The sequence below is a fragment of the Wielerella bovis genome, assembly GCF_022354465.1.
GTDB classification, from domain to species: domain Bacteria; phylum Pseudomonadota; class Gammaproteobacteria; order Burkholderiales; family Neisseriaceae; genus Wielerella; species Wielerella bovis.
In genome coordinates, this window is record NZ_CP092361.1 from 1,083,479 (window position 1) to 1,105,699 (window position 22,221).

Genomic DNA, 22,221 nt, shown 5'->3' on the forward strand with positions numbered 1-22,221 from the left:
ATTATAATTGCCCAAGTTTCAATTCTACCAATTCACGATTGGCAGAATTTTCAGGCAATTTATCCAATGCTAATTTATACGCATCTGCGGCTTCTTTATTTTTACCCTGTGCGCTGTACACGTCGCCTTTAATTTCGTTGATGATAGGAGCAAAACTATCATCAACAGGCGTATTTAAAATCGCCAAAGCATCGTCAAATTTCTTTTGTTGCAAGAAAACATTCGCCAAATTTTGCACGGCGGCTGCCTGAAATAAGGGTTCTTTATTATTATCCAATATCCAGCGATAGGCGGAGGCAGATTCATCAAGTTTACCATTATCAAACAATAATTTAGCGGATTCTAAGGTGGCGAGTGCAGTAGCAGATGATTTAGCATGTGATTGTTGCAATGCTGCTAATTTTGCACTGTCGCCATTAACTTGTGCGGCAAGTGTTGCTGCTTTTTGATTGTTGCTTTCCACTTGCCCCTTGTAAATCACATTGCCCAAATAACCCAAAGCCGCTGCTACCAAAACCGCAAATACCCATTTGCCACCTTTGTGCCACAAATGCTTGGCGTTTTCTAATTCCTGTTGTTCATCATGATGTGCTGACATTATGCTTTCCATTCATTTAATTTTGAAATTAATTCATTGGCGGGAATCGTGATTTGCCCACGCTCGCCACGCAAATCTTTCAAGGTAACTTCTTGATTTGCCAATTCACTTTCCGCGATAATCAAAGCGAATTGTGCGCCCGATTGGTCGGCGCGTTTAAATTGATTTTTCAATTTGGTGCTGCCTGAAAATTGAGCCACGTCAAAGCCGTTTTCGCGTAATTGCGCTGCGTATTTCATCGCTTGTAAAGTTGAGCCTTCGCCTTGCTGCATCACGAAAACATCAGGCACATCAGCTACTTGCAGGCTGCCGTGTTCGCGCACCAACAACAACAAACGCTCAATCCCCATCGCAAAACCAATAGACGGCGCGGCTTTGCCCCCCAATTCTTCAATCAAACCATCGTAACGTCCACCGCCACACACGGTCGCTTGTGCGCCCAATTTATCGGTCGTCCACTCAAAAACTGTGTGATTGTAGTAATCCAAACCGCGCACCAAACGCGGATTTTCCACAAATTGAATGTCCAAACCCGTCAGCAAATCTTTGAATGTTTGATAATGTTTTTGGGAATCTTCGCCCAAATAATCAATCAAACGCGGCGCATTATTGCAAATTTCTTGCAAATCTGGATTTTTCGTGTCCAAAACGCGCAATGGGTTGGTGTGGAGACGGCGTTTGCTGTCATCGTCCAATTTGTCTTCAAATTCAGTCAGATAGGCGACCAAAGCGGCACGGTAGGTGGCACGTTCTTCTCGATTGCCCAAGCTGTTGATTTCCAAAGTTAAATATTGCAAGATACCCAACTCTCGCCACAAATCGGCGCACATCGCCACCATTTCCGCATCAATATCGGGGTCAGCAAAACCGAGTGCTTCAATGCCAACTTGGTGGAATTGGCGGTAACGCCCTTTTTGTGGGCGTTCGCGGCGGAACATCGCGCCCATATACCACAATTTGCGTGGCGCTTCGTGCAAGAGATTGTGTTCCACTACGGCGCGTAAACAGCTGGCTGTGCCTTCGGGGCGCAGGGTCAGGCTCAATGTGTCGTTGCTGTCGGAAAAGGTGTACATTTCTTTGCCGACCACGTCCGTTTCTTCGCCGATGGAGCGCACAAACAAACCTGTTTGTTCCACGATGGGTGTGCGGATTTGTTTGTAATCAAATCGGCGTGTCCAGTTTTGAATTTTGTTTTCAAAGGCTTGCCAATAAGCGGCGGTGATTTTGAAATCTTTTTGTTCTACGGGCAGAAGGTCATTCATGCCTTTAACGGATTGGATTTTTTGTCCCATGATTTTGTTTTTCCAATGAAAAATATTTTTCAGGCTGCCTGAAAATGAAAATAGTGAAAAATGGGTATGATTATAACCGATTTTGACGCTTTTCAGGCTGCCTGAAATGGGAAATACCGCTTGAAATCAGATTCAAACGGTATTGGGGTAATTCAGGCAGCCTGAAAATTCAATCCCATTCACGCTGAACCAATGGCGCAAAACCGCGCTGTTTGGCGTGTTCCAAATCATCGGCGGCGATGGTGTAAACATTGATGTGTGGCGTGCCACCGCCACAAACGGCAGGGAACATCACGCCGCGTTGCACATCTTTTCGGGCTTGGTAAACTTGAATGCCAGATAATTGTGTTTGCATGGTTTCGGGCGAAATGCCACCACCTTGGCATTGGCGTGAACCGTCGTGTTTAAAAACATCTACTGTTTTGGTAGCGGTGGGCGTGCTGACGCAGGCTGCCTGAAAACACAGCGCACACAATAAAAGTGTTTTTTTCATGATGATTTTCCTTATGTGAAAATGCGTTATTATACTGTTTTTCTCAAACCGTTTTTTAGGCAGCCTTACAGTACACGACAATTTTTTGAAGTTGTAGGTCGGGCATTGATGCCCGACACAATGCGCCGTGATTCATCAATGTCGGGCATGAATGCCCGACCTACGGAAATGATTTTTTGTCGTGTACTGTGAGGCTGCCTGAAAATAATATTTTATGAAACACAACAATCCTTTACCTATTTTAAACGGCGTGAAACCCAGCTATTTGATTCTGCCACACGACAAACGTTTTGACGGCAAAACGCTGTTGTATTTTCTGTGCCAACATTTTCCATTTGTGAGCGAAAGTGCATGGCAAGCACGGTTAAACAGCGGCATGGTGGTGAACCAAAATGGCGAAATGCTCAATGAACACACGCCATTTGTTTCAGGCAGCAAGATTTTTTATTATCGCGAAATCAGCCGTGAAGACGAACCGCGCATTCCATTTGATGAAGAAATATTATTGGTAAATAATCACTTGATTGTGGTGGATAAACCCCATTTTTTACCCGTAACCCCAAGCGGTCGATTTTTGCGTGAAACGCTTTTAACGCGCTTGCGTTTGCACCTCGATTTGCAACATTTGAATGTGGCAGACATCACGCCCATTCATCGTTTGGATAAAGATACGGCTGGTGTGATGTTGTTGTCGCACAATCCCGAAAGTCGCGCCATTTATCAAAAATTGTTTGAAAATAAAACAATACAAAAAACCTATCACGCCCTTGCACCCACCCGCACGGATTTGCATTACCCATTGGAAGTCAAATCGCGTTTGGTGCGCGGTGATGCGTTTTTCCTCACCCAAGAAGAAGCGGGCGAACCCAATTCACATACCATTGTGAATTTATTGGAAAATCGCGGTGAAATGAGCTTGTATGAATTGAAACCCATCACAGGAAAAAAACATCAATTGCGTGTGCACATGATGAAATTGGGCATGCCTTTGTTGAATGATATGTTGTATCCAATTGTGCATGAAGTGGGCACGGAAGATTATAATAAGCCATTAAAATTATTGGCAAAACGCATTGAATTTACCGACCCCATTTCGGGGGAGTATTGTGTTTTTGAAAGCAAACAATTTTTATAAGGAAAAGGCAGCCTGAAAATGTGTTTTTCAGGCTGCCTTGTGTACTTTTATGATTTATTCGTCAATTTCTTTGGCATATTGTTCCGCTGTCAGCAATTCATCAAAATCTGCATCCACACTTGGGCGGATTTGAAAAAACCAGCCTGTATCATAAGGTTGGCTGTTGGCTAATTCTGGCGCGTCCAATAACGCAGCGTTGATGGCAACTACTTCGCCTGCCACAGGACAATACACATCGGATGCGGATTTAACTGATTCCACCGTTGCAGCGTGTTGTTGCGCGGAAAGCATATCGCCAATTTTGGGCAACTCAACAAAAATAATATCGCCCAAAGTTTCTTGCGCATAATCGGTAATGCCAATGGTGGCAATGCCGTCTGTTTCGGTGCGTAACCATTGATGTGTGGCGGTATAAGCCAAATTTTCAGGGATTTGTGACATAAATATTCCTTTCGTATTTTCAGGCTGCCTATTGTATGTGAAAGGCAGCCTGAAAGCTATTTTTATAGTGAATTCACTATATAACGAATGATATTTTATCTCCAATCCCAATCTAATCCACGCTATAAGCAATAAAAGCTGCTGAAAATCATGCTGTGTGCTATCATTTTGGCGATTTTTTGACTCTATTTTGAAGGATAATTTTATGTCTTTTGCATTTTTCTTCCCTGGGCAAGGCTCACAAAGTTTGCATATGATGGACGGTTTTGACGGCGTGCAAGTGGTACGCGATACTTTTACCGAAGCATCGGACGCGCTCAATCAAGATTTGTGGGCAATGATGAATGGCGAAGATGCTGAAATCATTGGGCAAACGGTCAATACGCAGCCCTTGATGCTGACGGCTGGTGTGGCGACTTATCGTGCTTATTTGGCGGCTGGCGGTGCGTTGCCCAGCGTTGTGGCTGGACACAGTTTGGGTGAATACAGCGCGTTGGTGGCAGCAGGCAGCCTGAAATTTACCGATGCGGTGAAATTGGTGCGGTTGCGTGCAGAGTTAATGCAATCTGCCGTACCACAAGGCGTGGGCGCGATGGCGGCAATTTTGGGTTTAGATGATGATGTGGTGCGCCAAATTTGTGCCGATGCCGAGCAAGGCGAAGTGTGCGAAGCGGTGAATTTTAATTCCATCGGACAAATTGTGATTGCAGGCAATGCGGCGGCGGTAGAACGTGCCATGACGGCAGCAAAAGAAGCTGGTGCAAAACGTGCTTTGCCTTTGCCTGTTTCCGTGCCATCGCATTGTCGTTTGATGCAAGCGGCAGCGGAAAAATTGGCGGTAGCATTGCAAGATGTGGCGTTTATGCAGCCTGAAATTCGTGTGATTCACAATGCAGATGTGACTTCATACAATGATGCGGCGCAAATTAAAGATGCGTTGGTGCGCCAGTTGTATTCGCCTGTACGCTGGACAGAAACCGTGCAATTATTGGTGCGCGAAGGCATAACCCAATCGGCGGAATGTGGACCGGGTAAAGTATTGGCTGGTTTGGCAAAACGCATTGAAAAAGAAGCGGTGTGCAGCGCATTGGTATCGCAAGAAGCGGTTGATGCGTTTATTGCAGCGCATTGATTTTCAGGCTGCATATAATTAAGAAGACCAAGTAATGAACAGTAAACCCGTGATTATTATGGGCATGCCCCATTTTCATGAAGTACATAAAATGGTGGAAGCGAATTTACGATTTTGCGGCTTTGAAGTCATCAACTTGACGGAAGATGACAGTCAATTTCGCTATCCATCGTTATGGGCGCGACTGAAAACACAATGGCGAAAACATGTTTTGAAAGATAAAACAGCAAAACGCTATGCCAAAGTTCCTTATTTAAAACAATGCTTGGATAAAAAATTAGCCACTTACTCGGGGGGGGGGGGCGGATTTTGCCTTACTGATTAGTGGCGATTTTTTCCATCCAGAAATATTGCGCTATATTCGTAGCAAATCACGACATGGCGTAGTTAATTATCAATGGGACGGTTTGGAACGGTATCCTGAAATTTGGCAATGTATTGCTGAATTTGATAGATTTTATGTATTTGATTCTGATGATTTAAATCGTCCAGATTATTCATTTTTACCTGCGACCAGTTTTTATTTTGACCACTGCATAACACCAAGTGCGGTTTCATCACAAACCTTGTTCTTTGCAGGTTCTCATCAACCACATCGTGCCAAAATAGTTCAAGATTTTGCGCAATTTGCCAGCGATGCAGGTTGGCAAGTGGATTTTCGGATAATGTGGGCAGATAACCGCAATATGCAACAAGCAAGAAGATGTTATCCTTGTGAAAATATACGCTTAACGCATCGTGGTAAGACGTATGCAGAATACTTAACCGATGCGCAACAAGCAGGTATTTTGGTGGATTTTCTGGAAAATGTGCATAATGGTTTGTCGTTGCGAACGTTTGAAGCACTCGGCTACCGCAAAAAACTCATCACAACCAATCACCATGTTGCCACATACGATTTTTACCACCCAAATAATATTTATATTTTAACAGCTGATAATTTCGCTGGTGTTGCCGAGTTTTTGGCAAAACCCTATCAGCCATTAGACGATAAAATCTATGAAAAATATGGGTTTACTAATTGGTTGCGTTATGTTTTGAATATAGAACCGCATCAAAAAATAACCTTGCCACAATAGTTTTCAGGCTGCCTTATTTTAAAAAGGCAGCCTGAAAACTATTTCTTCATCAAAAAATACAAACCCGACAAAGTCAGTAAAATCCCCATAAATTTTGTCCACGAAAATGGCTCATGGAATACCAACAAACCCACAGGTAATAACAGTAAAGCTGCCATGCCGCCCACCGCCACGCCAGACCATTGCACTGAACCACCGCTGTGATACGCCAACACAAAGCCCAATTCCACCAACATCGTGCCAAATGCCACCGTCCACACTTTCCAATCCAGCACAATTTGGTGAATTTCCTGCACCGAAACCTTGCCAAAAAACGGAATCAGCAGCAAAGTCATCAACCACGCCGCACCATAAATCAAGTTCAAAATTAACATCGGCTGCGCGTTAGTGGCACCATTCAATGCTTTTTGCGACAAATGATAGGTTGCGCTGCCACAAGCTGAAATAATCAAAAAAATGAACGCAGGTTTCATCACATCACTCCTTTATAGATACGGAAAATAGATAGAAAAATTTCAGGCTGCCTTTTGTATTGACACACAAAAAGCAGCCTGAAAAATTATTTACGCACCAAAATATACAAACCTGTCAGCGTAATCACAATGCCCAATACTTTTGACCACGAAAAATGTTCATGGAACAATACAATACTCAATGGAATCAACAATAAAGCTGCTGCACCATTAACTGCCACGCCACCCCATTGTGCCGAACCACCTGCTTGATACGCCAACAAAAAACCCAACTCAATAAACATAATCCCAAACGATACCAACCACACGCGCCAGTTGCTCAATAAAGTTGCCGCATAAGATATTTCTACTTTACCAAACAAGGGGATAGCCAGTATGCACAACATCATAGACAAGCCATAAAACACGCTTAACATAAACATGGGATTAGCGGTTTCCGTGTGCAGCGATTTTTGTCCGATGTGGTATGAGCAATTGCCTGCCACTGCAATCAATAAAAAGAGTAAAAATTTGATATTCATGATATTTTTCCTATTTCAGGCAGCCTGAAAATCACAGAGTACGCAAAAAACTTTCGTGTAATAAACGCACAATTTCATCTTGTTGCAGCGAATCGTCCAAACGCAGCGTCAGCCAATGCGTTTTATTCATGTGATACGCAGGCGCAAAACCTGCTTGCCCACTCAAATGCGCCACCCATTCAGGCGGCAATTTTACATTAACAATATCCACCATCGCTGTATCTGCTAAACCAATCAGGCTGCCTGAAACGCGCATCACAATCGCAAACCATTTACCATTTTTGCGATGCCGAAACACAGCAAATTCGGGATGATTTGCCCATAAATATTCAGGCTGCGTATCGTATTTTTGCGCGATATAATCCAATAAAAAATCTTTTTGAGAAGACATGATTGACTCCGTTTTCAGGCTGCCTTGCAGTACACGACAAAAAATCATTGCTGTAAGTCGGGCATTTATGCCCGAAACCATGTGCCGTGATTCATCATGTCGGGCATGAATGCCCGACCTACAATAAATCGTGTACTGAAAGGCAGCCTGAAAACCCAAAATCCCATTATTCTGCCAACGCCGCACTCAATTCTGCAAACGAACACACCGCTGTCCCCAATTTTGCCACCACTACACCAGCCGCCGCATTTGCCGTGTGCATCGCATCGCGCAAATCGTATCCCGCCGCCAAACACAAACCCATCGTTGCAATCACCGTATCGCCTGCACCCGAAACATCGTATACTTCCTGCGCGCGCGTGGGTTGATGGTCAATTTGTCCTGCGCGATACAAACTCATGCCTTCTTCACTACGGGTAAGTAATAGCGCATCTAAATCCAAATCATCACGCAATTTTTGTGCTTTCTCCGTCAAACTGGATTCAGATGACCAGCCACCGACCGCTTCACGCAATTCAGCGCGATTGGGCGTGAGCAAAGTCGCGCCTGCATATTTATCATAATCCGCACCTTTGGGGTCAATCAACACCGCTTTGCCCAAAGCACGCGCAGCCGCAATCATCACCGCCACATCGCCCAACACACCTTTGCCATAATCCGACAAAATTACCGCATCGTATTGCGCCACCAATTCAGCATATTTTTGCGCCACGATTTTCAGGCTGCCTGTATCGGGCGTTTCTTCAAAATCCAAACGAATCAATTGTTGATTGCGCGATAAAACACGCAATTTTAATGTGGTTGGAGCCGATGAACTGCGCAACAAATAATCGGCAATGCCATCTTGGCGCAACAAATCTGCCAAAGTATCCGCTGCTTCATCATCGCCCACTACCGATAATAAGGCGACTTGTCCGCCCAAAGCGGCAATATTGCGCGCCACATTTGCCGCACCGCCAGCGCGATGGTCGGTTTTGTTAATTTTTGCTACAGGAACAGGAGCTTCGGGCGAAATGCGGTTTACATCGCCAAACCAATAACGGTCGAGCATTACATCGCCCACCACCAACACTTTGGCAGCCTGAAAATCTGATAATAAGGGAGTGCGAGATAAAGTCATAATAATGATTGTCCAAAATAAAAAAATCGGGGAAATTTTACCCCGATTTGTGGATTTTTGCTGGATTTAAATCTGCAAAAGGCAGCCTGAAAATATAGTCGTTTCAAATTAACACGTACAAGGCGACAACGCCCGCCGTGTACAAATAGTACATAAGGGCGTTGGCAACGCTGTACTATAGTAAATTAAAATAAGAAATCTGCTTCGTTGCCCACGCCCTTATGTACTATTTGTACACGGCAGGCGTGGTCGCCTTGCATCTTTCTTATTTTAATTCACTATATTTGTATTTGAAACGACTATACAAACAAAAAAATCACCCCACCATTCAATCAGCAAGGCGATGATGTGATTAAGCAAACGCTTGCAATTCTGGATTGATTTCCGATTGCGCCAAGTTATTGGTGTAGTTGCACAAAGTTGCCAACGCCACGCCCAAAACCACTTCTACCGATTGCTGTTGCGTGTAACCCGCATCAAAAAATGCTTGCAACTGTGCATCGGAAACCGCGCCTTTGTTTTCCATCACGGCAATCGTGAAACTCGCCAATGCCGCCAATTTGGCATCATCAAATTCGGCTGGATTAACCGCGCGAGAGGCCTGAATCGCTTGTTCGGACAACAATTTTTTCAATGTCGCCAATTTGGTATGACCTGCCACGCAAAAACCACAAGCGTTGCGGCGTGCGGCGATGATTTGTACCACTTCGCGTTCGCCACCTGTTAAACTGGTCGCGCCGTTTAATTTGCCCACTTCTTGATAAAACGCCAATGCTTCGGGCGAATTTGCCAGCACGCCAATCAAATTAGGCAAAAAGCCGTTGGCATTTAAGGCAGCCTGAACGCGTGGTTTAGCGGCTTCGGGAGCGGTTTCTACAGTGTGTACGGGTAAACGTGCCATGATTTTTCCTTGTAAATAAATAATTGATGCAAGCATCATAACAAAATAGACAGCTTGAATAAAGATTATATTTTCATGTATGTTAGAAGATTTTTTTATATGATTTTTTTGTCGTATTTGACGGGGTAGGACAGCCTGAAATTTTGCTTGTTGAATAAGCTATTTTTGGTTTTCAGGCTGCCTGTTGTAAAATGCAGCCTGAAAAATATCAATTGAATAAGGATACAAATATGAAAGTGATTTTCGCAGGTACGCCCGATTTTGCCGCCGCCGCATTGCAAGCGATACACGCGGCTGGTTTTGAGATTCCATTGGTTTTAACGCAACCCGACCGCCCGAAAGGTCGCGGCATGCAATTGCAAGCTTCGCCCGTGAAACAAGCGGCGTTGGATTTGGGTTTACGCGTGGCGCAGCCTGAAAAATTGCGCGGCAATGCGGAAGCACTGGCGATGTTGCGCGATGTGGGCGCAGACGTGATGGTGGTGGCGGCGTATGGCTTGATTTTGCCGCAAGATGTGTTGGACACGCCCAAACACGGCTGTCTGAATATCCACGCTTCGCTCTTGCCGCGTTGGCGCGGTGCTGCGCCGATTCAACGCGCCATTGAAGCGGGCGACACGGAAACAGGCGTGTGCATTATGCAAATGGACGTGGGTTTGGACACGGGCGCGGTGGTCAGCGAACACCGTTACGCCATCAAACCGACCGACACCGCCAACGAAGTCCACGATGAATTGATGAGCATAGGCGCGGCGGCGATTGTGGCGGATTTGCGTGAATTGGTGCGTTCAGGCAGCCTGAAAAGTGTCGCGCAGCCCGAAAATGGCGTTACCTACGCGCAAAAATTGTCCAAAGAAGAAGCGAAAATCAATTGGCAGGAATCGGCAGATGTGGTTGCCCGCAAAATCCGCGCGTTCAATCCCGTGCCGACTGCGTGGACAGACTGGCAAGGCAAACCGATGAAAATTTGGGCAGCCAACACAGTGGCGCAACACGGCACGGCTGGCACCATTTTGGCAGCAAACGCGGACGGCATTGTGGTGGCGTGTGGCGATGGCGCGGTACAAATCACAGAATTGCAGCCTGCTGGCGCGAAACGGATGACGGCGGCGGCGTTTTTGGCGGGGCGCGAATTGAGCATTGGCACAGTATTTGAATAATTTTTCAGGCAGCCTGATAGTACAAAAAAATTAAAGTTTGCCTACGGCGTGCGCTCTATCGCCGCGCGGCGACTTACTTTTTAGAAAAGTAAGCCAAACAATAAAATCAAAAAATATTATTCAAATTCAAATGGTTTGAAATTTTAGGCTGCCTGAACTATTTTATTTTTGTGAATGAGACTGTTGGACTTGTTTCATTTGGCTTACTTTTTTGATAAACAGCGTAGGTCGGTTTTCCAAACCAACATTCACAAAATGACAACACGCCCAACAATAACCCGATGTTTCAGGCAGCCTGAAAAAGGAAACCTATGAATTTACTGTTTATTTGTTCACGCAATCAATGGCGCAGTCCTACTGCTGAACAATTGTTTTATCGCCACCCCACCCATCAAGCGCGTTCTGCTGGCACGAGCAGAAATGCGCGGCACACCGTTTCCGCCACCGATATTGCGTGGGCTGATCATATTTTTGTGATGGAAGAAAAACACCAAGCACGTTTGAAAGCAGAATTTGCCCGCGCCTTGCAATATAAACCTTTGACGGTACTGGATATTCCCGATGATTACCGTTATATGGACGCAGAATTAATAGAATTATTGCAAACCAGTTTACAAGATTACTTATAATATTCAGGCAGCCTGAAAAAATAAATTGATAATGTTAATTCGGTTAATCAAAATAGAGGTGATTTATTCTCTTTTATTTTATCAGCATTCTTGTGAGGTGGGAGTGGCTTGGATTTTTTTAATTTGATAAAATTTTAATGAAAATAAATAGTTATAAATAAAAATGTCAGATGTAAATATCCAGTCTATCTATGTTTAGTTACGCAGGAATATACAATTTATTCTATAATGGTGTGGTAATTTTATCTCTTCAGGCTGCATATATCATATAAATGCAGCCTGAAACTATTTTTTTCAACAAGTTGCGTATATAATCACTACATGGAATATATAGTGAATGGCAGTTGTTTAAAATAAAAATAATACAGCGTTGCCAGTTTCCTTGTGTACTTATTTGTATACGACTATATATTGACCAAAATAGAGTTAGTTTGTCTTGATTTTAATCGAAATTTGATTCACTATATCTTTAAATCACATCTAAAATATATGCAGAAAGACGGTACATATTATGAAAACATTACATCAAATTCGCTTTGAAAATTTTGAAACACTCATCAAAGAGGCAGGTAGCGTGGCAGAATTGGCGCGTCAATGTGGTTATAATAAACCTGCGTATTTTTACCAAGTGCGTAGCCAAACCATTAAACCCAATGGCAAACCTTTGCAATTAGGAAAACGCATTTGTGCCAATTTGGAACGTGGTATGGGTAAACCTTTTGGCTGGATGGATGTGGACCATAGTTCAACTGCAGGTTTACCTGCGCTAACAGGCAAATTAAAAGAAAGCAATGGCACAATTACTTTAGCATTGACAGGTGCATCTGGCGCATTGTATGGCATGCGGTTATTGGAATGTTTATTGTCGGCAGGTAAAACCGTTTATGTATTGATTTCGGCAGCGGCGCGTACGGTTGCCAAACAAGAATTGCAACTGGATTTGCCTGAAAGTGCCAAAGCTACACAAAATGTTCTGTGCACGCGTTTTGCAGTGAAACCTGCACAACTGCGCGTATTTGCCAACGATGATTGGTTTGCTCCTATTGCATCTGGCAATGGTTCGGCAGATGCAATGGTTATTTGTCCTGCCAGCATGGGAACGGTTGCTGCGCTTGCACACGGTACTTCCGATAGTTTGATGGAACGTGCGGCAGACGTTATGATTAAAGAACGTCGTCCTGTGGTGATTGTGCCGCGTGAAGCTCCTTTGTCTACCATTCATTTGGAAAATTTGTTGAAATTGTCGCAAGTGGGTTGCACCATTTTGCCACCTGCCGCTGGTTTCTATCACAATCCACAAACAGTTGATGATATGGTGGATTTTGTGGTTGCCAAGATTTTGGACCAACTGCATATTACGCATTCACTCGTACCTAAATGGGGGCAGTAAGTGGAAGGACTGTACGAATTAGTTTCTTTATTACTGCGTTTTGTGGCGTGGTTATTTGGGCTATTTCGTTCGGATTGATATATATCAAAATAATTTGATAAATTTATTTATATAATTCCGAGTATATTACTCGGGTATGTCTCAAATTAGGCAGCCTGAAAAATATTTTTCAGGCTGCCTATTATATTTTTTGATAGTAAAAGGGAAAATCATGAAAAAAGTCTTGTTCACTATATTAAGTGCTGCATTATGCCAAACCGCTTTTGCCAAAGGCATTCAAGTTAGCGATGCTTATGCTTATCCTACCGTTGGCAGCATGAATGCAGGTGGCGTGTTTTTGAGTTTGACTAATACCGATGCGCGTGCTGATAAATTAATCGGTGCAAGTGTGGCAGACACATTGGCGGAAAAAGTTGAAATCCATACACACATTAACGATAACGGTGTGATGCGTATGCGCGAATTAAAAGGTGGTTTAACATTGCCTGCTGGCAAAACGCAAGAGTTAAAACGCGGTAGCTATCATGTGATGTTGATGGGTTTGAAAAAACCATTGTCGGTGGGTGATACTTTCCCTGTAACCTTGAAATATCGTCGCAATAAAGCGCAAACCGTAACCGTAACCGTGCGTGAGCAGCAATATAAGGCCAATGCAGCGCACTCGCATGAACATCATCACGACCATCATCATGGTCATCATCACGAACACAATCATCATCAACATTGATTGTGCTTTTAATTAGGCAGCCTGAAAAAACTAAAATATATTTTTCAGGCTGCCTCAATCAATTCATCAAAAAATAAACCCTATAAATTACTGGAATATTCATGCTTGCATTCAGGCAGCCTGAAAACTATCCTTATATTTTTTATACAGCAACACATCTACTATGAATCATCTTATCCAATCCATTTCCATTCCACACACCAATCGCACCATCGGCAGCGAAAAAGCATTAATTTCAGCACAAGAAGCCGCAGGCAGCCTGAAAGTTGAATTATCATTTGGTTTTCCAGCACAACATTTAGCCGATGAAATCCGTGCTGAAATTGCCCAAGCCACAGGCAAAAATGTGGATTTGACTATTCGCACCAACATTGTTGCTCATAAAGTTCAAAACGGCATTGCCACTATTAAAGGCGTGAAAAATATTATCGCCGTTGCATCGGGCAAAGGTGGCGTAGGCAAATCCACTACCACCGCCAATCTCGCCAGCGCAATGGCAAAAATGGGCGCACGCGTGGGCGTATTGGATGCAGATTTATATGGTCCCAGCCAACCAACCATGCTTGGTGTGGCAAATAGGCAGCCTGAACAACGTGATAATCATTTTATTCCTGTAACAAATGCAGATGGTATTCAAGTGATGTCCATTGGTTTTTTGGTTAATCCCGACCAAGCCGTTGTGTGGCGCGGACCGATGGTGTCGCAAGCCTTGCAACAGTTATTGTTTCAAAGCCAATGGGATGATGTAGATTATTTGTTTGTGGATTTACCCCCAGGAACGGGTGATATACAACTGACTTTGTCGCAAAAAATTCCCGTAACAGGTGCGATTGTGGTTACCACGCCGCAAGATATTGCGTTGATTGATGCACGCAAAGCCATTGATATGTTTGACAAAGTGAACATTGATATTATGGGTGTTTTAGAAAATATGTCGGTACACATTTGCAGCAACTGCGGACATCACGAAGCCATTTTTGGCGTAGATGGTGGCAAAAATCTAGCAGAAAAATTGAACGTGCCATTATTGGGACAACTGCCGTTAAGTTTGCCTGTGCGCGAAGCAATGGACAAGGGCGCTGCAAGTGATTTGTTGAAACAAAATCCAAGTGTTGCCGACATTTACACACAAGCCGCGTTTGCCGTTGCTTTGGCGGTGGCAGATAAAGGGCGCGATTTCAGCAGTAAATTTCCGAAAATTGTGATTGAATAATGCAAAGGCAGCCTGAAAAAGTTTTCAGGCTGCCTTTTTATACTTATTCTGCACGCGATGCTTTTTCCACTAAACCCGACAAACCTTGTCGCCGTGCCAATTCTTGTAACACATCTTCCACGCGCAAACCATGATGTGTCAGCAAAATCATCGCGTGAAACCACAAATCCGCCACTTCATAAATCAAATGCTCACCACCGCCATCTTTGCTTGCCATCAACACTTCGCCCGCTTCTTCAATTACTTTTTTCAAGATTTTATCTTCGCCCTTGTGTAGTAATTGCGCGACATACGATTCTTCTGGATTCGCAGTTTTGCGCTGTTCCAATACATTTTGAATTTCGCTTAAAATTTCCGACATTGATTTATCCTTATTGTGTTAAATATATTTTCAGGCTGCCTGTAACTTGTCCTCTCCCACGCTGGTGGGGAAGGGATAGATTCGTGCTTATTTTAAAAAATTGTCGTGTACTGATGAGGCAGCCTGAAAATCAAATATGCGTTTTACCATAAATCGCCATTTCATCTTTCAAAACCGCATCGCACACCACCCATTGTTCACCGTCCCACACACGATAAAAACAACTTTCGCGCCCCGTATGACACGCAATGCCACCCACTTGCTCAATCAACATTATGACCGCATCACCATCACAATCCAAACGCAATTCATGGACTTTTTGCATATGTCCAGATTCTTCCCCTTTTTGCCATTGTTTTTGGCGCGAACGGCTGTAATAATGCGCCAAACCAGTTTCCACCGTTTGTTGTAATGCTTCAGCATTCATATATGCGACCATTAACACACGGTGCGTTTGCCAGTCTTGCGCAATGGCGCACACCAAACCATTTGCGTCCCACTTAATTGCATCAAGCAAAGTTGTATTCATCATTCTCTCTTTTCAGGCTGCCTATTTATTTACTGAAACTTCCACAATGCAGCCACCATGTATTTGTTTATTTGGCTGATTTTGCACTACTTGTGGATTGATAGCAGGTGCGCCAGCACAACTAAATGCACTCAAAGAATTTTTTGGCGAACCTTGCACAATCTTATCGCTATACACCAAATACGCAAACGCCTTACGCTTGGCATCATAATAACGCACGATTTGCAAACTCTTAAATGCAAAACTTGCGTTACGTTTAAATACCTTACGTGGTTTAGCCACCGCATTTTCATTGTATTCCACCATTGGCGCAGTTTGCACACAAGAAACGCTGGCATCGGACGCATCTTCTTCTAAATTAACTGTTTCTTTTAAGCCTCCTTTTTTTGCATAAGATAAAAAGCATGAGACACCACGCACATCTGGGTCATCAAATGCTTCCACTTCAATGCGGTCATTTTTACCCAACACATTGAATACGGTAGAAGCCTCGCCAATTTTATCTGTTTCCTTGCCACATGCTGCCAAACACAATGCAGCTGTTAGTACAAGCCATTTTTTCATCATGCTTTTCCTTTCATTATAAAAATTGTGCCATTTTCAGGCTGCCTTATTGATGAGTATGGTACAAGATTTCCCAACAAAACGTATCAAATTTTACAAAGAAATATGTTTTCTAAATAGGCAGCCTGAAAATCACATACAAATGTACAAATTATTTTATAATAATGCCCTTTTTTCAGGCTGCCTATTTTGTTTTATGAATCAAACTCCCACGCCCGATGCGCTGATTGAAGCTGCTTTGCTCACCCATACCGAACCTTTAAGTGAACGTGAAATGCGCGAATTATGCGACCCTCATTTATCGCAAGACAAATTGATTGACGTATTAAGCGCACTCAAATTACGTTGGCATAATCGTGCTCTACAACTGGTGCACAGCGCACAAGGCTGGCGGTTTCAAATTGCACCAAGCGCATTTGAACGATTAGGTAGTCTGCACGAACAGCGTACGCCTCGTTATTCACGTGCTGTTTTGGAAACTTTGGCGATTATTGCGTACCAACAACCCGTTACACGCGGTGATATTGAAGCCATTCGCGGTGTCAGCGTATCACAAAATGTCATACAGACGTTACAAGAACGCGGCTGGATTGAAATTATTGGGCAGCGTGATACGATTGGTAAACCCGCATTATGGGCGACCACTAAGCAATTTTTAGCTGATTTGCAACTGGAAACACTCGCTGATTTGCCGCCGCTTACAGAATTGGGTGAATTGGTGTTACCTGAAACATTGACCATTTTACCAACTGATGATGAGTAAAATAAAGCAGCCTGAAAAGTATCCAAACTACTTTTCAGGCTGCTTTATTTCATTTTATTTACCATCCCAAGCTTCAATGGCTTGTTCACGAATTTTAACGCGATTGAGAGCATCACCTTTGAAATAATCGGGTGCCAAGCCACCTTCCCAATCTCCATAACTTGGATTAGGTAATATGATGAATTTTTTACCGAAATCATCTTTATGAGCCTCAACAAAAGCTTTGCGTTCGGCATTTTGTTTCTTATAAGGCGCATCACTAAAGTCATTTAAATTATCACCAACATACAACACAATTTCATAGCCTTGCTGTTCAATTTCAGCAAAACGTGGCGATTTATTGGATTTATCTTTTTTCAATAACAATGATTGTTCATCAACACCACTAAATCCCAAGCGTTTCATATCATCAATTGTCGCTTGTTTTTCATCAGTATCTGTGCGATTAGATACATAAAAAATTTTACCCCCGTTATTATTAACAAAATGACTAAATTCTACAGCTCCTGAAATTGCACGGCTTTGTCGCGCATTGACCCAACGAGTCCACACTTTAGGATCAAAGCTCATACCATTGCGAATTTGCCAACCTGCATGCAGACTGTTATCTAGCATGGTTTCATCCAAATCTACCACAACAGCACGTTTTTTGCCTTCACTGGCTTTACTGTGCATAAACGCCATTTTGGCAACATTAAATGCTTGATGTGCCAATGCTTGATACTCTCCTGATTGCTGCACCCAGTTAATACCGAATAGCGTATGTTGTTGTAACTGCTTATTTGCATGGATTGTTTCTGCTTTATTATCAAAATTTGATGCACAACCATTTAATAATAAAGTAGAAAAAGCGATTGTAGCTATTAATTTTTTCATGATGGCACTCCTTAAGTGGATTGTTTGGGAAAAAGCGTTGTATTCATCAGTTATTTTACACTTGGAAGATGAAATTGAATATATTTTGAAAGGAGATTATATGCAACTAGAAACTAATAGCTGTGTAGCTATGCTGGACGTGATATTGATTTTGTAGATAAATTCAAAGTAGCAGCGACAGATAGTACATTACATAAAGAGTTGATAGTTCTGTATGATTTTATGCTAGTTAAAAATAAAGTAGTATAGCTAGTTTTCTTATGTACTTAGTTTATTGTACACAGCGGTTGCTGTTGCCTTATCTTAATTTTAATTTGAAACGACTATGATATAAGCCGTAAAAATAAATAATAAAAGATTTTTTAAAATTAAAATTCTTAATTTTTCTTAATTTTGAAATAAAGTTTTTTAAATAAGTTCATAAATAATTTATTTACAGGCGATGATAATTTTACTACACAATATAATTGTTAAATATTGTATTTATTTGTTAAGTACTACACAAATTACGAGAATATTGTTAAAATATGCAAATATTGTAATTGAGTAAAATTTTTATAACGAGACGATAATTGTCTCCCAATATTTTTAATAGGAGCAAATCATGAGCGATTTGAACGCTTTATTCCAACAACTGAAACAACGTGACCCCAATCAACCTGAATTTCACCAAGCAGTAGAAGAAGTATTTGGTAGTTTGCAACCTTTCTTGGCAAAAAATCCTAAATACACACAACAAGGTTTGTTAGAGCGCATTGTTGAACCTGAACGTGTGATTATGTTTCGCGTGTCTTGGGTAGATGACAAAGGTCAAGTGCAAGTAAATCGTGGTTATCGTGTGCAAATGAGTTCAGCGATTGGTCCTTACAAAGGTGGATTGCGTTTCCATCCAACCGTTAATTTGGGTGTGTTGAAATTTTTAGCATTTGAACAAGTTTTCAAAAATGCTTTGACTACTTTGCCAATGGGTGGCGGTAAAGGTGGTTCAGATTTTGACCCCAAAGGTAAATCTGATGGCGAAGTAATGCGTTTTTGCCAAGCATTTATGAGTGAATTGTACCGCCATATTGGTGCGGATACAGACGTACCTGCTGGCGACATTGGTGTGGGTGGTCGTGAAATTGGTTTCTTATTTGGTCAATACAAAAAATTGTCTAATGAATTCACATCTGTATTAACTGGTAAGGGTTTGGTATATGGCGGTAGCCTGATTCGTCCAGAAGCAACTGGTTACGGTACAGTTTACTTTGCTGACAGCATGTTAAAAACCAAAGGTGACAGCATGGCTGGTAAACGTGTCATCATTTCAGGCAGTGGTAACGTAGCGCAATATGCGGCTGAAAAATCTATTCAGTTGGGTGCGAAAGTATTGACTGTATCTGATTCCAATGGTTTTGTAAAATTTGCTGATAGTGGCATGAATGAAACACAACTGGCTGCATTGATTGAATTGAAAGAAGTTCGTCGTGAACGTTTGTCTGTATATGCAAAAGAACAAGGTTTAGAATATTTTGAGGGTAAAAAACCTTGGGGTGTGGCTTGTGATGTGGCATTGCCTTGCGCGACTCAAAATGAGTTGGACGAAAATGATGCGAAAACATTGTTGGCAAATGGCGTGAAATGTGTGGCAGAAGGTGCTAATATGCCTGCTACTTTGGGTGCGGTTGAAGCATTTATTAAAGCACAAATTTTGTATGCTCCTGGTAAAGCCTCTAATGCGGGTGGCGTAGCAACTTCTGGTTTAGAAATGAGCCAAAATGCAATGCGTTTATCTTGGGCGCGCGAAGAAGTGGATTCTCGCTTGTTTAACATTATGGCAGATATTCATGAAAACTGTGTCGCCAATGGTAAAGAAGGCGATTTTGTGAATTATGTAAACGGTGCGAATATTGCTGGTTTCAAGAAAGTGGCTGATGCTATGTTATTGCAAGGTATTGTGTAATTAATGCATTGATTTAAAAAATAGGAAATCCCCTGTTTTCATGATGAAAATAGGGGATTTTTTAGTTTCAGGCTGCCTTATTTGATGATTATTCTTCAATAGAAGCAGTTTGTTGTTCAGGCTGTGGCAACAATGCTTTCATAGACAAACGCACACGACCACGCTCATCTACTTCCAATGCTTTCACTTGCACGGTTTGACCGACTTGCAAATAATCGCTCACATTGCGTACACGTTCATGCGCAATTTGGCTGATATGCACCAAGCCATCTTTGCCTGGCATAATGGTTACAATCGCGCCAACATTGTTGTCCAGCAATTTAATCACTTGACCTTCGTACACTTTACCCACTTCCACTTCGGCAGTAATCATTTCAATGCGTGCTTTTGCTGCTTCGCCTGCTTCGGCGGTAGTAGCCGCAATGGTTACTGTGCCATCTTCGGCAATATTAATTTCTGTACCTGTTTCCGCAGTGATGCCGCGAATGGTTTCACCGCCTTTGCCAATCACTTCGCGGATTTTATCGGGGTTGATTTTCATCGTGTACAAACGTGGCGCGTGTTGCGACAATTCTTGTGGGCCCGCAACGGCTTCCTGCATTTGCGCCAAAATGTGCAAACGTGCTTCTTTGGCTTGAATCAAGGCTACCTGCATGATTTCTTTGGTAATGCCTTGAATTTTAATGTCCATTTGCAAAGCGGTTACGCCTCCGGTCGTACCTGCTACTTTGAAATCCATGTCGCCCAAATGGTCTTCATCGCCCAAAATATCGGTCAATACGGCAAATTTATTGTCTTCCAAAATCAAGCCCATGGCGATGCCTGCAACGTGCGCTTTCAAAGGCACACCTGCCGACAACAAGCTCAAACAACCGCCACACACGCTCGCCATAGATGACGAACCGTTGGATTCGGTAATCTCGGAAACCACGCGCATGGTGTAGCTGAAATCTTCGGGTTTGGGCAATACGGCTACCAAAGCGCGTTTTGCCAAGCGACCATGACCGATTTCACGGCGTTTCGGTGCGCCCACGCGACCCACTTCGCCCGTAGAATACGGTGGGAAATTGTAGTGCAACATAAAGCGGTCGGTGTATTCGCCGCTCAATGCGTCAATGATTTGCTCATCACGCGCCGTACCCAAAGTTGCTACCGCCAAGGCTTGCGTTTCGCCGCGTGTGAACAATGCTGAACCGTGTGTGCGTGGCAAAACATTGGTTTGAATGTTCAATGGGCGCACGGTGCGCGTATCACGACCGTCAATGCGTGGCTGACCTGCCAAGATTTGACCGCGTACCACGTCCGCTTCCAACTGTTTGAAAATGCCCTTGATTTCGTTTTTGGCGAGCGTGTCGGTTTCTTCGTTAATCAAAGCGGCTTCAACGGCTGCCCATGCTTCGTCCAATTTCGCCACACGCGCTTGTTTTTGGCGGATTTTGAAAGCTTCGGCAATCAGGCTGCCTGAAATGTCTTTCACTTTGGCGATTAAATCGGTGTTTGGTTCAGGGGCTTTCCAATCCCAAACTTCGGGGTTCACTTCGGCAGCAAATTCGTTAATGGCGCGAATCACAGTTTGCATTTGTTCATGACCGTACACCACCGCACCCAACATCACGTCTTCGGGCAAGATGTCGGCTTCGGATTCCACCATCAACACGGCTTGCGCGGTACCTGCCACCACCAAATCCAATTGTGAAGTGCGCAATTCGGTTTTGCTTGGATTCAACAAATATTGACCATTGGCATAACCGACACGCGCTGCGCCGATTGGACCTGCAAACGGTACGCCGCTCAACACCAAAGCGGCAGATGCGCCAATCATGGCAGGAATATCGCTGTCAATTTCAGGGTCGCATGAAACTACCATGGCAACAATTTGCACATCATGGTAGAAACCTTCGGGAAACAATGGGCGAATAGGGCGGTCAATCAAGCGGCTGGTCAAAATTTCTTTTTCGCTTTGTTTGCCTTCACGTTTGAAAAAGCCACCCGGAATGCGACCTGCGGCATAAGTACGTTCAAAATAATCCACTGTTAATGGGAAAAAGTCTTGCCCTTCTTTAACTTCTTTATTAGTGGTAACGGCAACGAAAACAACGGTATCGCCCATAGAAACTTTAACCGCACCTGCCGCTTGGCGTGCCATTTCGCCTGTTTCTAGTGTTACAGTGTGATTGCCGTATTGGAAAGATTTAATGTGTTTGTTGAACATTATGTGTCCTTAATAAAAGTAGATAAATGTTCGCGCACTAAAACACTATTGATGCACACTTTTTGCCAATGTGCATGGGTAGTATTTCAGGCTGCGAACGAGTTAAAAAACGATTGGATTTTAACATGAAATTGTGTTTTCAGGCAGCCTGAAAATAGGGTAAATCTTTTTTTCAGGCTGCTTTGGTGATTTTGATGATTAAACTAGGGTAGGGCGGTGAACAACAGTTTATTTTGGTCTTTATTTTGCTATATGTTTTCAGGCTGCCTGAAAGGTGTT

General features: G+C 43.1%; 26 protein-coding genes. 12 read left to right on the top strand and 14 right to left on the bottom strand.

What is annotated here, in order from left to right; translation table 11 throughout:
- Window position 1: 1 nt before the first annotated feature.
- The 3 genes from MIS45_RS05345 to MIS45_RS05355 all read right to left on the bottom strand — a co-directional run bounded on the left by MIS45_RS05345 (window position 2) and on the right by MIS45_RS05355 (window position 2,383).
- Window positions 2-598, bottom strand: coding sequence for a YfgM family protein (locus MIS45_RS05345; RefSeq protein WP_249443643.1), 597 nt, complete (start codon window positions 596-598; stop codon window positions 2-4).
- Window positions 598-1,890: a histidine--tRNA ligase gene (gene hisS, locus MIS45_RS05350; RefSeq protein ID WP_249451272.1), complete on the bottom strand. Its 1,293-nt coding sequence runs from the start codon at window positions 1,888-1,890 to the stop codon at window positions 598-600. The genes MIS45_RS05345 and hisS overlap by 1 nt, the downstream gene beginning before the upstream one ends.
- 169 nt (window positions 1,891-2,059) lie before the next feature.
- On the bottom strand, window positions 2,060-2,383 hold the full coding sequence (locus tag MIS45_RS05355) for a hypothetical protein (RefSeq protein WP_249451273.1): 324 nt from the start codon (window positions 2,381-2,383) through the stop codon (window positions 2,060-2,062).
- A 21-nt stretch (window positions 2,384-2,404) separates the two neighbouring features.
- On the opposite strand from MIS45_RS05355, the gene MIS45_RS05360 reads away from it, so the two are divergent.
- Together MIS45_RS05360 and MIS45_RS05365 are read left to right on the top strand one after the other, a co-directional pair.
- Window positions 2,405-2,575 (top strand): hypothetical protein, encoded by a 171-nt coding sequence (locus MIS45_RS05360; protein ID WP_249443646.1) that lies wholly within the window; start codon window positions 2,405-2,407, stop codon window positions 2,573-2,575.
- 22 nt (window positions 2,576-2,597) lie between these two features.
- Window positions 2,598-3,518, top strand: coding sequence for a pseudouridine synthase (locus tag MIS45_RS05365; protein ID WP_249451274.1), 921 nt, complete (start codon window positions 2,598-2,600; stop codon window positions 3,516-3,518).
- Window positions 3,519-3,572: 54 nt separating this feature from the next.
- Here MIS45_RS05365 and gcvH read toward each other — a convergent pair whose 3' ends face one another.
- Window positions 3,573-3,959: a glycine cleavage system protein GcvH gene (gcvH, locus tag MIS45_RS05370; protein WP_249443648.1), complete on the bottom strand. Its 387-nt coding sequence runs from the start codon at window positions 3,957-3,959 to the stop codon at window positions 3,573-3,575.
- Between the two features lie 205 nt (window positions 3,960-4,164).
- Between gcvH and fabD the strand changes: the two genes are divergently transcribed.
- From fabD to MIS45_RS05385, 3 genes are read left to right on the top strand one after another with little or no spacing between them, the layout of a single operon-like run.
- Window positions 4,165-5,091, top strand: coding sequence for an ACP S-malonyltransferase (fabD, locus tag MIS45_RS05375; RefSeq protein ID WP_249451275.1), 927 nt, complete (start codon window positions 4,165-4,167; stop codon window positions 5,089-5,091).
- A 34-nt stretch (window positions 5,092-5,125) separates the two neighbouring features.
- Window positions 5,126-5,416, top strand: coding sequence for a hypothetical protein (locus MIS45_RS05380; protein WP_249451276.1), 291 nt, complete (start codon window positions 5,126-5,128; stop codon window positions 5,414-5,416).
- A gap of 25 nt (window positions 5,417-5,441) precedes the next feature.
- Complete coding sequence (locus tag MIS45_RS05385; RefSeq protein ID WP_249451277.1) at window positions 5,442-6,170, top strand: WaaS/CpsH family glycosyltransferase; 729 nt, start codon at window positions 5,442-5,444, stop codon at window positions 6,168-6,170.
- 38 nt (window positions 6,171-6,208) lie between these two features.
- Here MIS45_RS05385 and MIS45_RS05390 read toward each other — a convergent pair whose 3' ends face one another.
- The 5 genes from MIS45_RS05390 to MIS45_RS05410 all read right to left on the bottom strand — a co-directional run bounded on the left by MIS45_RS05390 (window position 6,209) and on the right by MIS45_RS05410 (window position 9,576).
- Window positions 6,209-6,643 carry a hypothetical protein gene (locus tag MIS45_RS05390; RefSeq protein ID WP_249443651.1) on the bottom strand — a complete coding sequence of 145 codons (435 nt, stop codon included), beginning with the start codon at window positions 6,641-6,643 and terminating at the stop codon, window positions 6,209-6,211.
- A gap of 86 nt (window positions 6,644-6,729) precedes the next feature.
- A complete protein-coding gene (locus MIS45_RS05395) occupies window positions 6,730-7,164 on the bottom strand; it encodes a hypothetical protein (RefSeq protein ID WP_249443652.1) in 435 nt (144 codons plus the stop codon).
- Window positions 7,165-7,195: 31 nt separating this feature from the next.
- Entirely contained in the window at window positions 7,196-7,741 is a 546-nt protein-coding gene (locus MIS45_RS05400) for an MmcQ/YjbR family DNA-binding protein (protein ID WP_249451278.1), read from the bottom strand.
- Window positions 7,722-8,675 carry a D-glycero-beta-D-manno-heptose-7-phosphate kinase gene (gene rfaE1, locus MIS45_RS05405; RefSeq protein WP_249451279.1) on the bottom strand — a complete coding sequence of 318 codons (954 nt, stop codon included), beginning with the start codon at window positions 8,673-8,675 and terminating at the stop codon, window positions 7,722-7,724. Before rfaE1 ends, MIS45_RS05400 begins: the two co-directional genes overlap by 20 nt.
- A 352-nt stretch (window positions 8,676-9,027) precedes the next feature.
- Window positions 9,028-9,576: a carboxymuconolactone decarboxylase family protein gene (locus MIS45_RS05410; RefSeq protein ID WP_249451280.1), complete on the bottom strand. Its 549-nt coding sequence runs from the start codon at window positions 9,574-9,576 to the stop codon at window positions 9,028-9,030.
- A 230-nt stretch (window positions 9,577-9,806) separates the two neighbouring features.
- Here MIS45_RS05410 and fmt point away from each other — a divergent pair, with 230 nt between their 5' ends.
- The 5 genes from fmt to apbC all read left to right on the top strand — a co-directional run bounded on the left by fmt (window position 9,807) and on the right by apbC (window position 14,695).
- Complete coding sequence (gene fmt / locus MIS45_RS05415) at window positions 9,807-10,736, top strand: methionyl-tRNA formyltransferase (protein WP_249451281.1); 930 nt, start codon at window positions 9,807-9,809, stop codon at window positions 10,734-10,736.
- Window positions 10,737-11,047: 311 nt separating this feature from the next.
- Complete coding sequence (locus MIS45_RS05420; protein ID WP_249451282.1) at window positions 11,048-11,365, top strand: low molecular weight protein tyrosine phosphatase family protein; 318 nt, start codon at window positions 11,048-11,050, stop codon at window positions 11,363-11,365.
- A 511-nt stretch (window positions 11,366-11,876) separates the two neighbouring features.
- Window positions 11,877-12,755 (top strand): flavin prenyltransferase UbiX, encoded by an 879-nt coding sequence (locus MIS45_RS05425; RefSeq protein WP_346766868.1) that lies wholly within the window; start codon window positions 11,877-11,879, stop codon window positions 12,753-12,755.
- A 211-nt stretch (window positions 12,756-12,966) separates the two neighbouring features.
- Entirely contained in the window at window positions 12,967-13,482 is a 516-nt protein-coding gene (locus MIS45_RS05430) for a copper chaperone PCu(A)C (RefSeq protein ID WP_249451283.1), read from the top strand.
- A 163-nt stretch (window positions 13,483-13,645) separates the two neighbouring features.
- Window positions 13,646-14,695 carry an iron-sulfur cluster carrier protein ApbC gene (gene apbC, locus MIS45_RS05435; RefSeq protein WP_249451284.1) on the top strand — a complete coding sequence of 350 codons (1,050 nt, stop codon included), beginning with the start codon at window positions 13,646-13,648 and terminating at the stop codon, window positions 14,693-14,695.
- 43 nt (window positions 14,696-14,738) lie between these two features.
- On the opposite strand, the gene MIS45_RS05440 is transcribed toward apbC, so the two are convergent.
- The 3 genes from MIS45_RS05440 to MIS45_RS05450 all read right to left on the bottom strand — a co-directional run bounded on the left by MIS45_RS05440 (window position 14,739) and on the right by MIS45_RS05450 (window position 16,149).
- Window positions 14,739-15,056, bottom strand: coding sequence for a phosphoribosyl-ATP diphosphatase (locus MIS45_RS05440; RefSeq protein ID WP_249443660.1), 318 nt, complete (start codon window positions 15,054-15,056; stop codon window positions 14,739-14,741).
- Between the two features lie 130 nt (window positions 15,057-15,186).
- A complete protein-coding gene (hisI, locus tag MIS45_RS05445; protein WP_249451343.1) occupies window positions 15,187-15,585 on the bottom strand; it encodes a phosphoribosyl-AMP cyclohydrolase in 399 nt (132 codons plus the stop codon).
- A gap of 21 nt (window positions 15,586-15,606) precedes the next feature.
- Window positions 15,607-16,149, bottom strand: coding sequence for a CreA family protein (locus MIS45_RS05450; RefSeq protein WP_249443796.1), 543 nt, complete (start codon window positions 16,147-16,149; stop codon window positions 15,607-15,609).
- A 196-nt stretch (window positions 16,150-16,345) separates the two neighbouring features.
- Here MIS45_RS05450 and scpB point away from each other — a divergent pair, with 196 nt between their 5' ends.
- Entirely contained in the window at window positions 16,346-16,912 is a 567-nt protein-coding gene (gene scpB / locus MIS45_RS05455) for an SMC-Scp complex subunit ScpB (RefSeq protein WP_249443661.1), read from the top strand.
- Between the two features lie 54 nt (window positions 16,913-16,966).
- Here scpB and MIS45_RS05460 read toward each other — a convergent pair whose 3' ends face one another.
- Complete coding sequence (locus MIS45_RS05460; RefSeq protein WP_249443662.1) at window positions 16,967-17,788, bottom strand: 5'-nucleotidase, lipoprotein e(P4) family; 822 nt, start codon at window positions 17,786-17,788, stop codon at window positions 16,967-16,969.
- Between the two features lie 604 nt (window positions 17,789-18,392).
- Here MIS45_RS05460 and gdhA point away from each other — a divergent pair.
- Complete coding sequence (gdhA, locus tag MIS45_RS05465; RefSeq protein ID WP_249451285.1) at window positions 18,393-19,730, top strand: NADP-specific glutamate dehydrogenase; 1,338 nt, start codon at window positions 18,393-18,395, stop codon at window positions 19,728-19,730.
- An 88-nt stretch (window positions 19,731-19,818) separates the two neighbouring features.
- Here gdhA and pnp read toward each other — a convergent pair whose 3' ends face one another.
- Entirely contained in the window at window positions 19,819-21,942 is a 2,124-nt protein-coding gene (pnp, locus tag MIS45_RS05470) for a polyribonucleotide nucleotidyltransferase (RefSeq protein WP_249451286.1), read from the bottom strand.
- Between the last annotated feature and the right edge of the window lie 279 nt (window positions 21,943-22,221).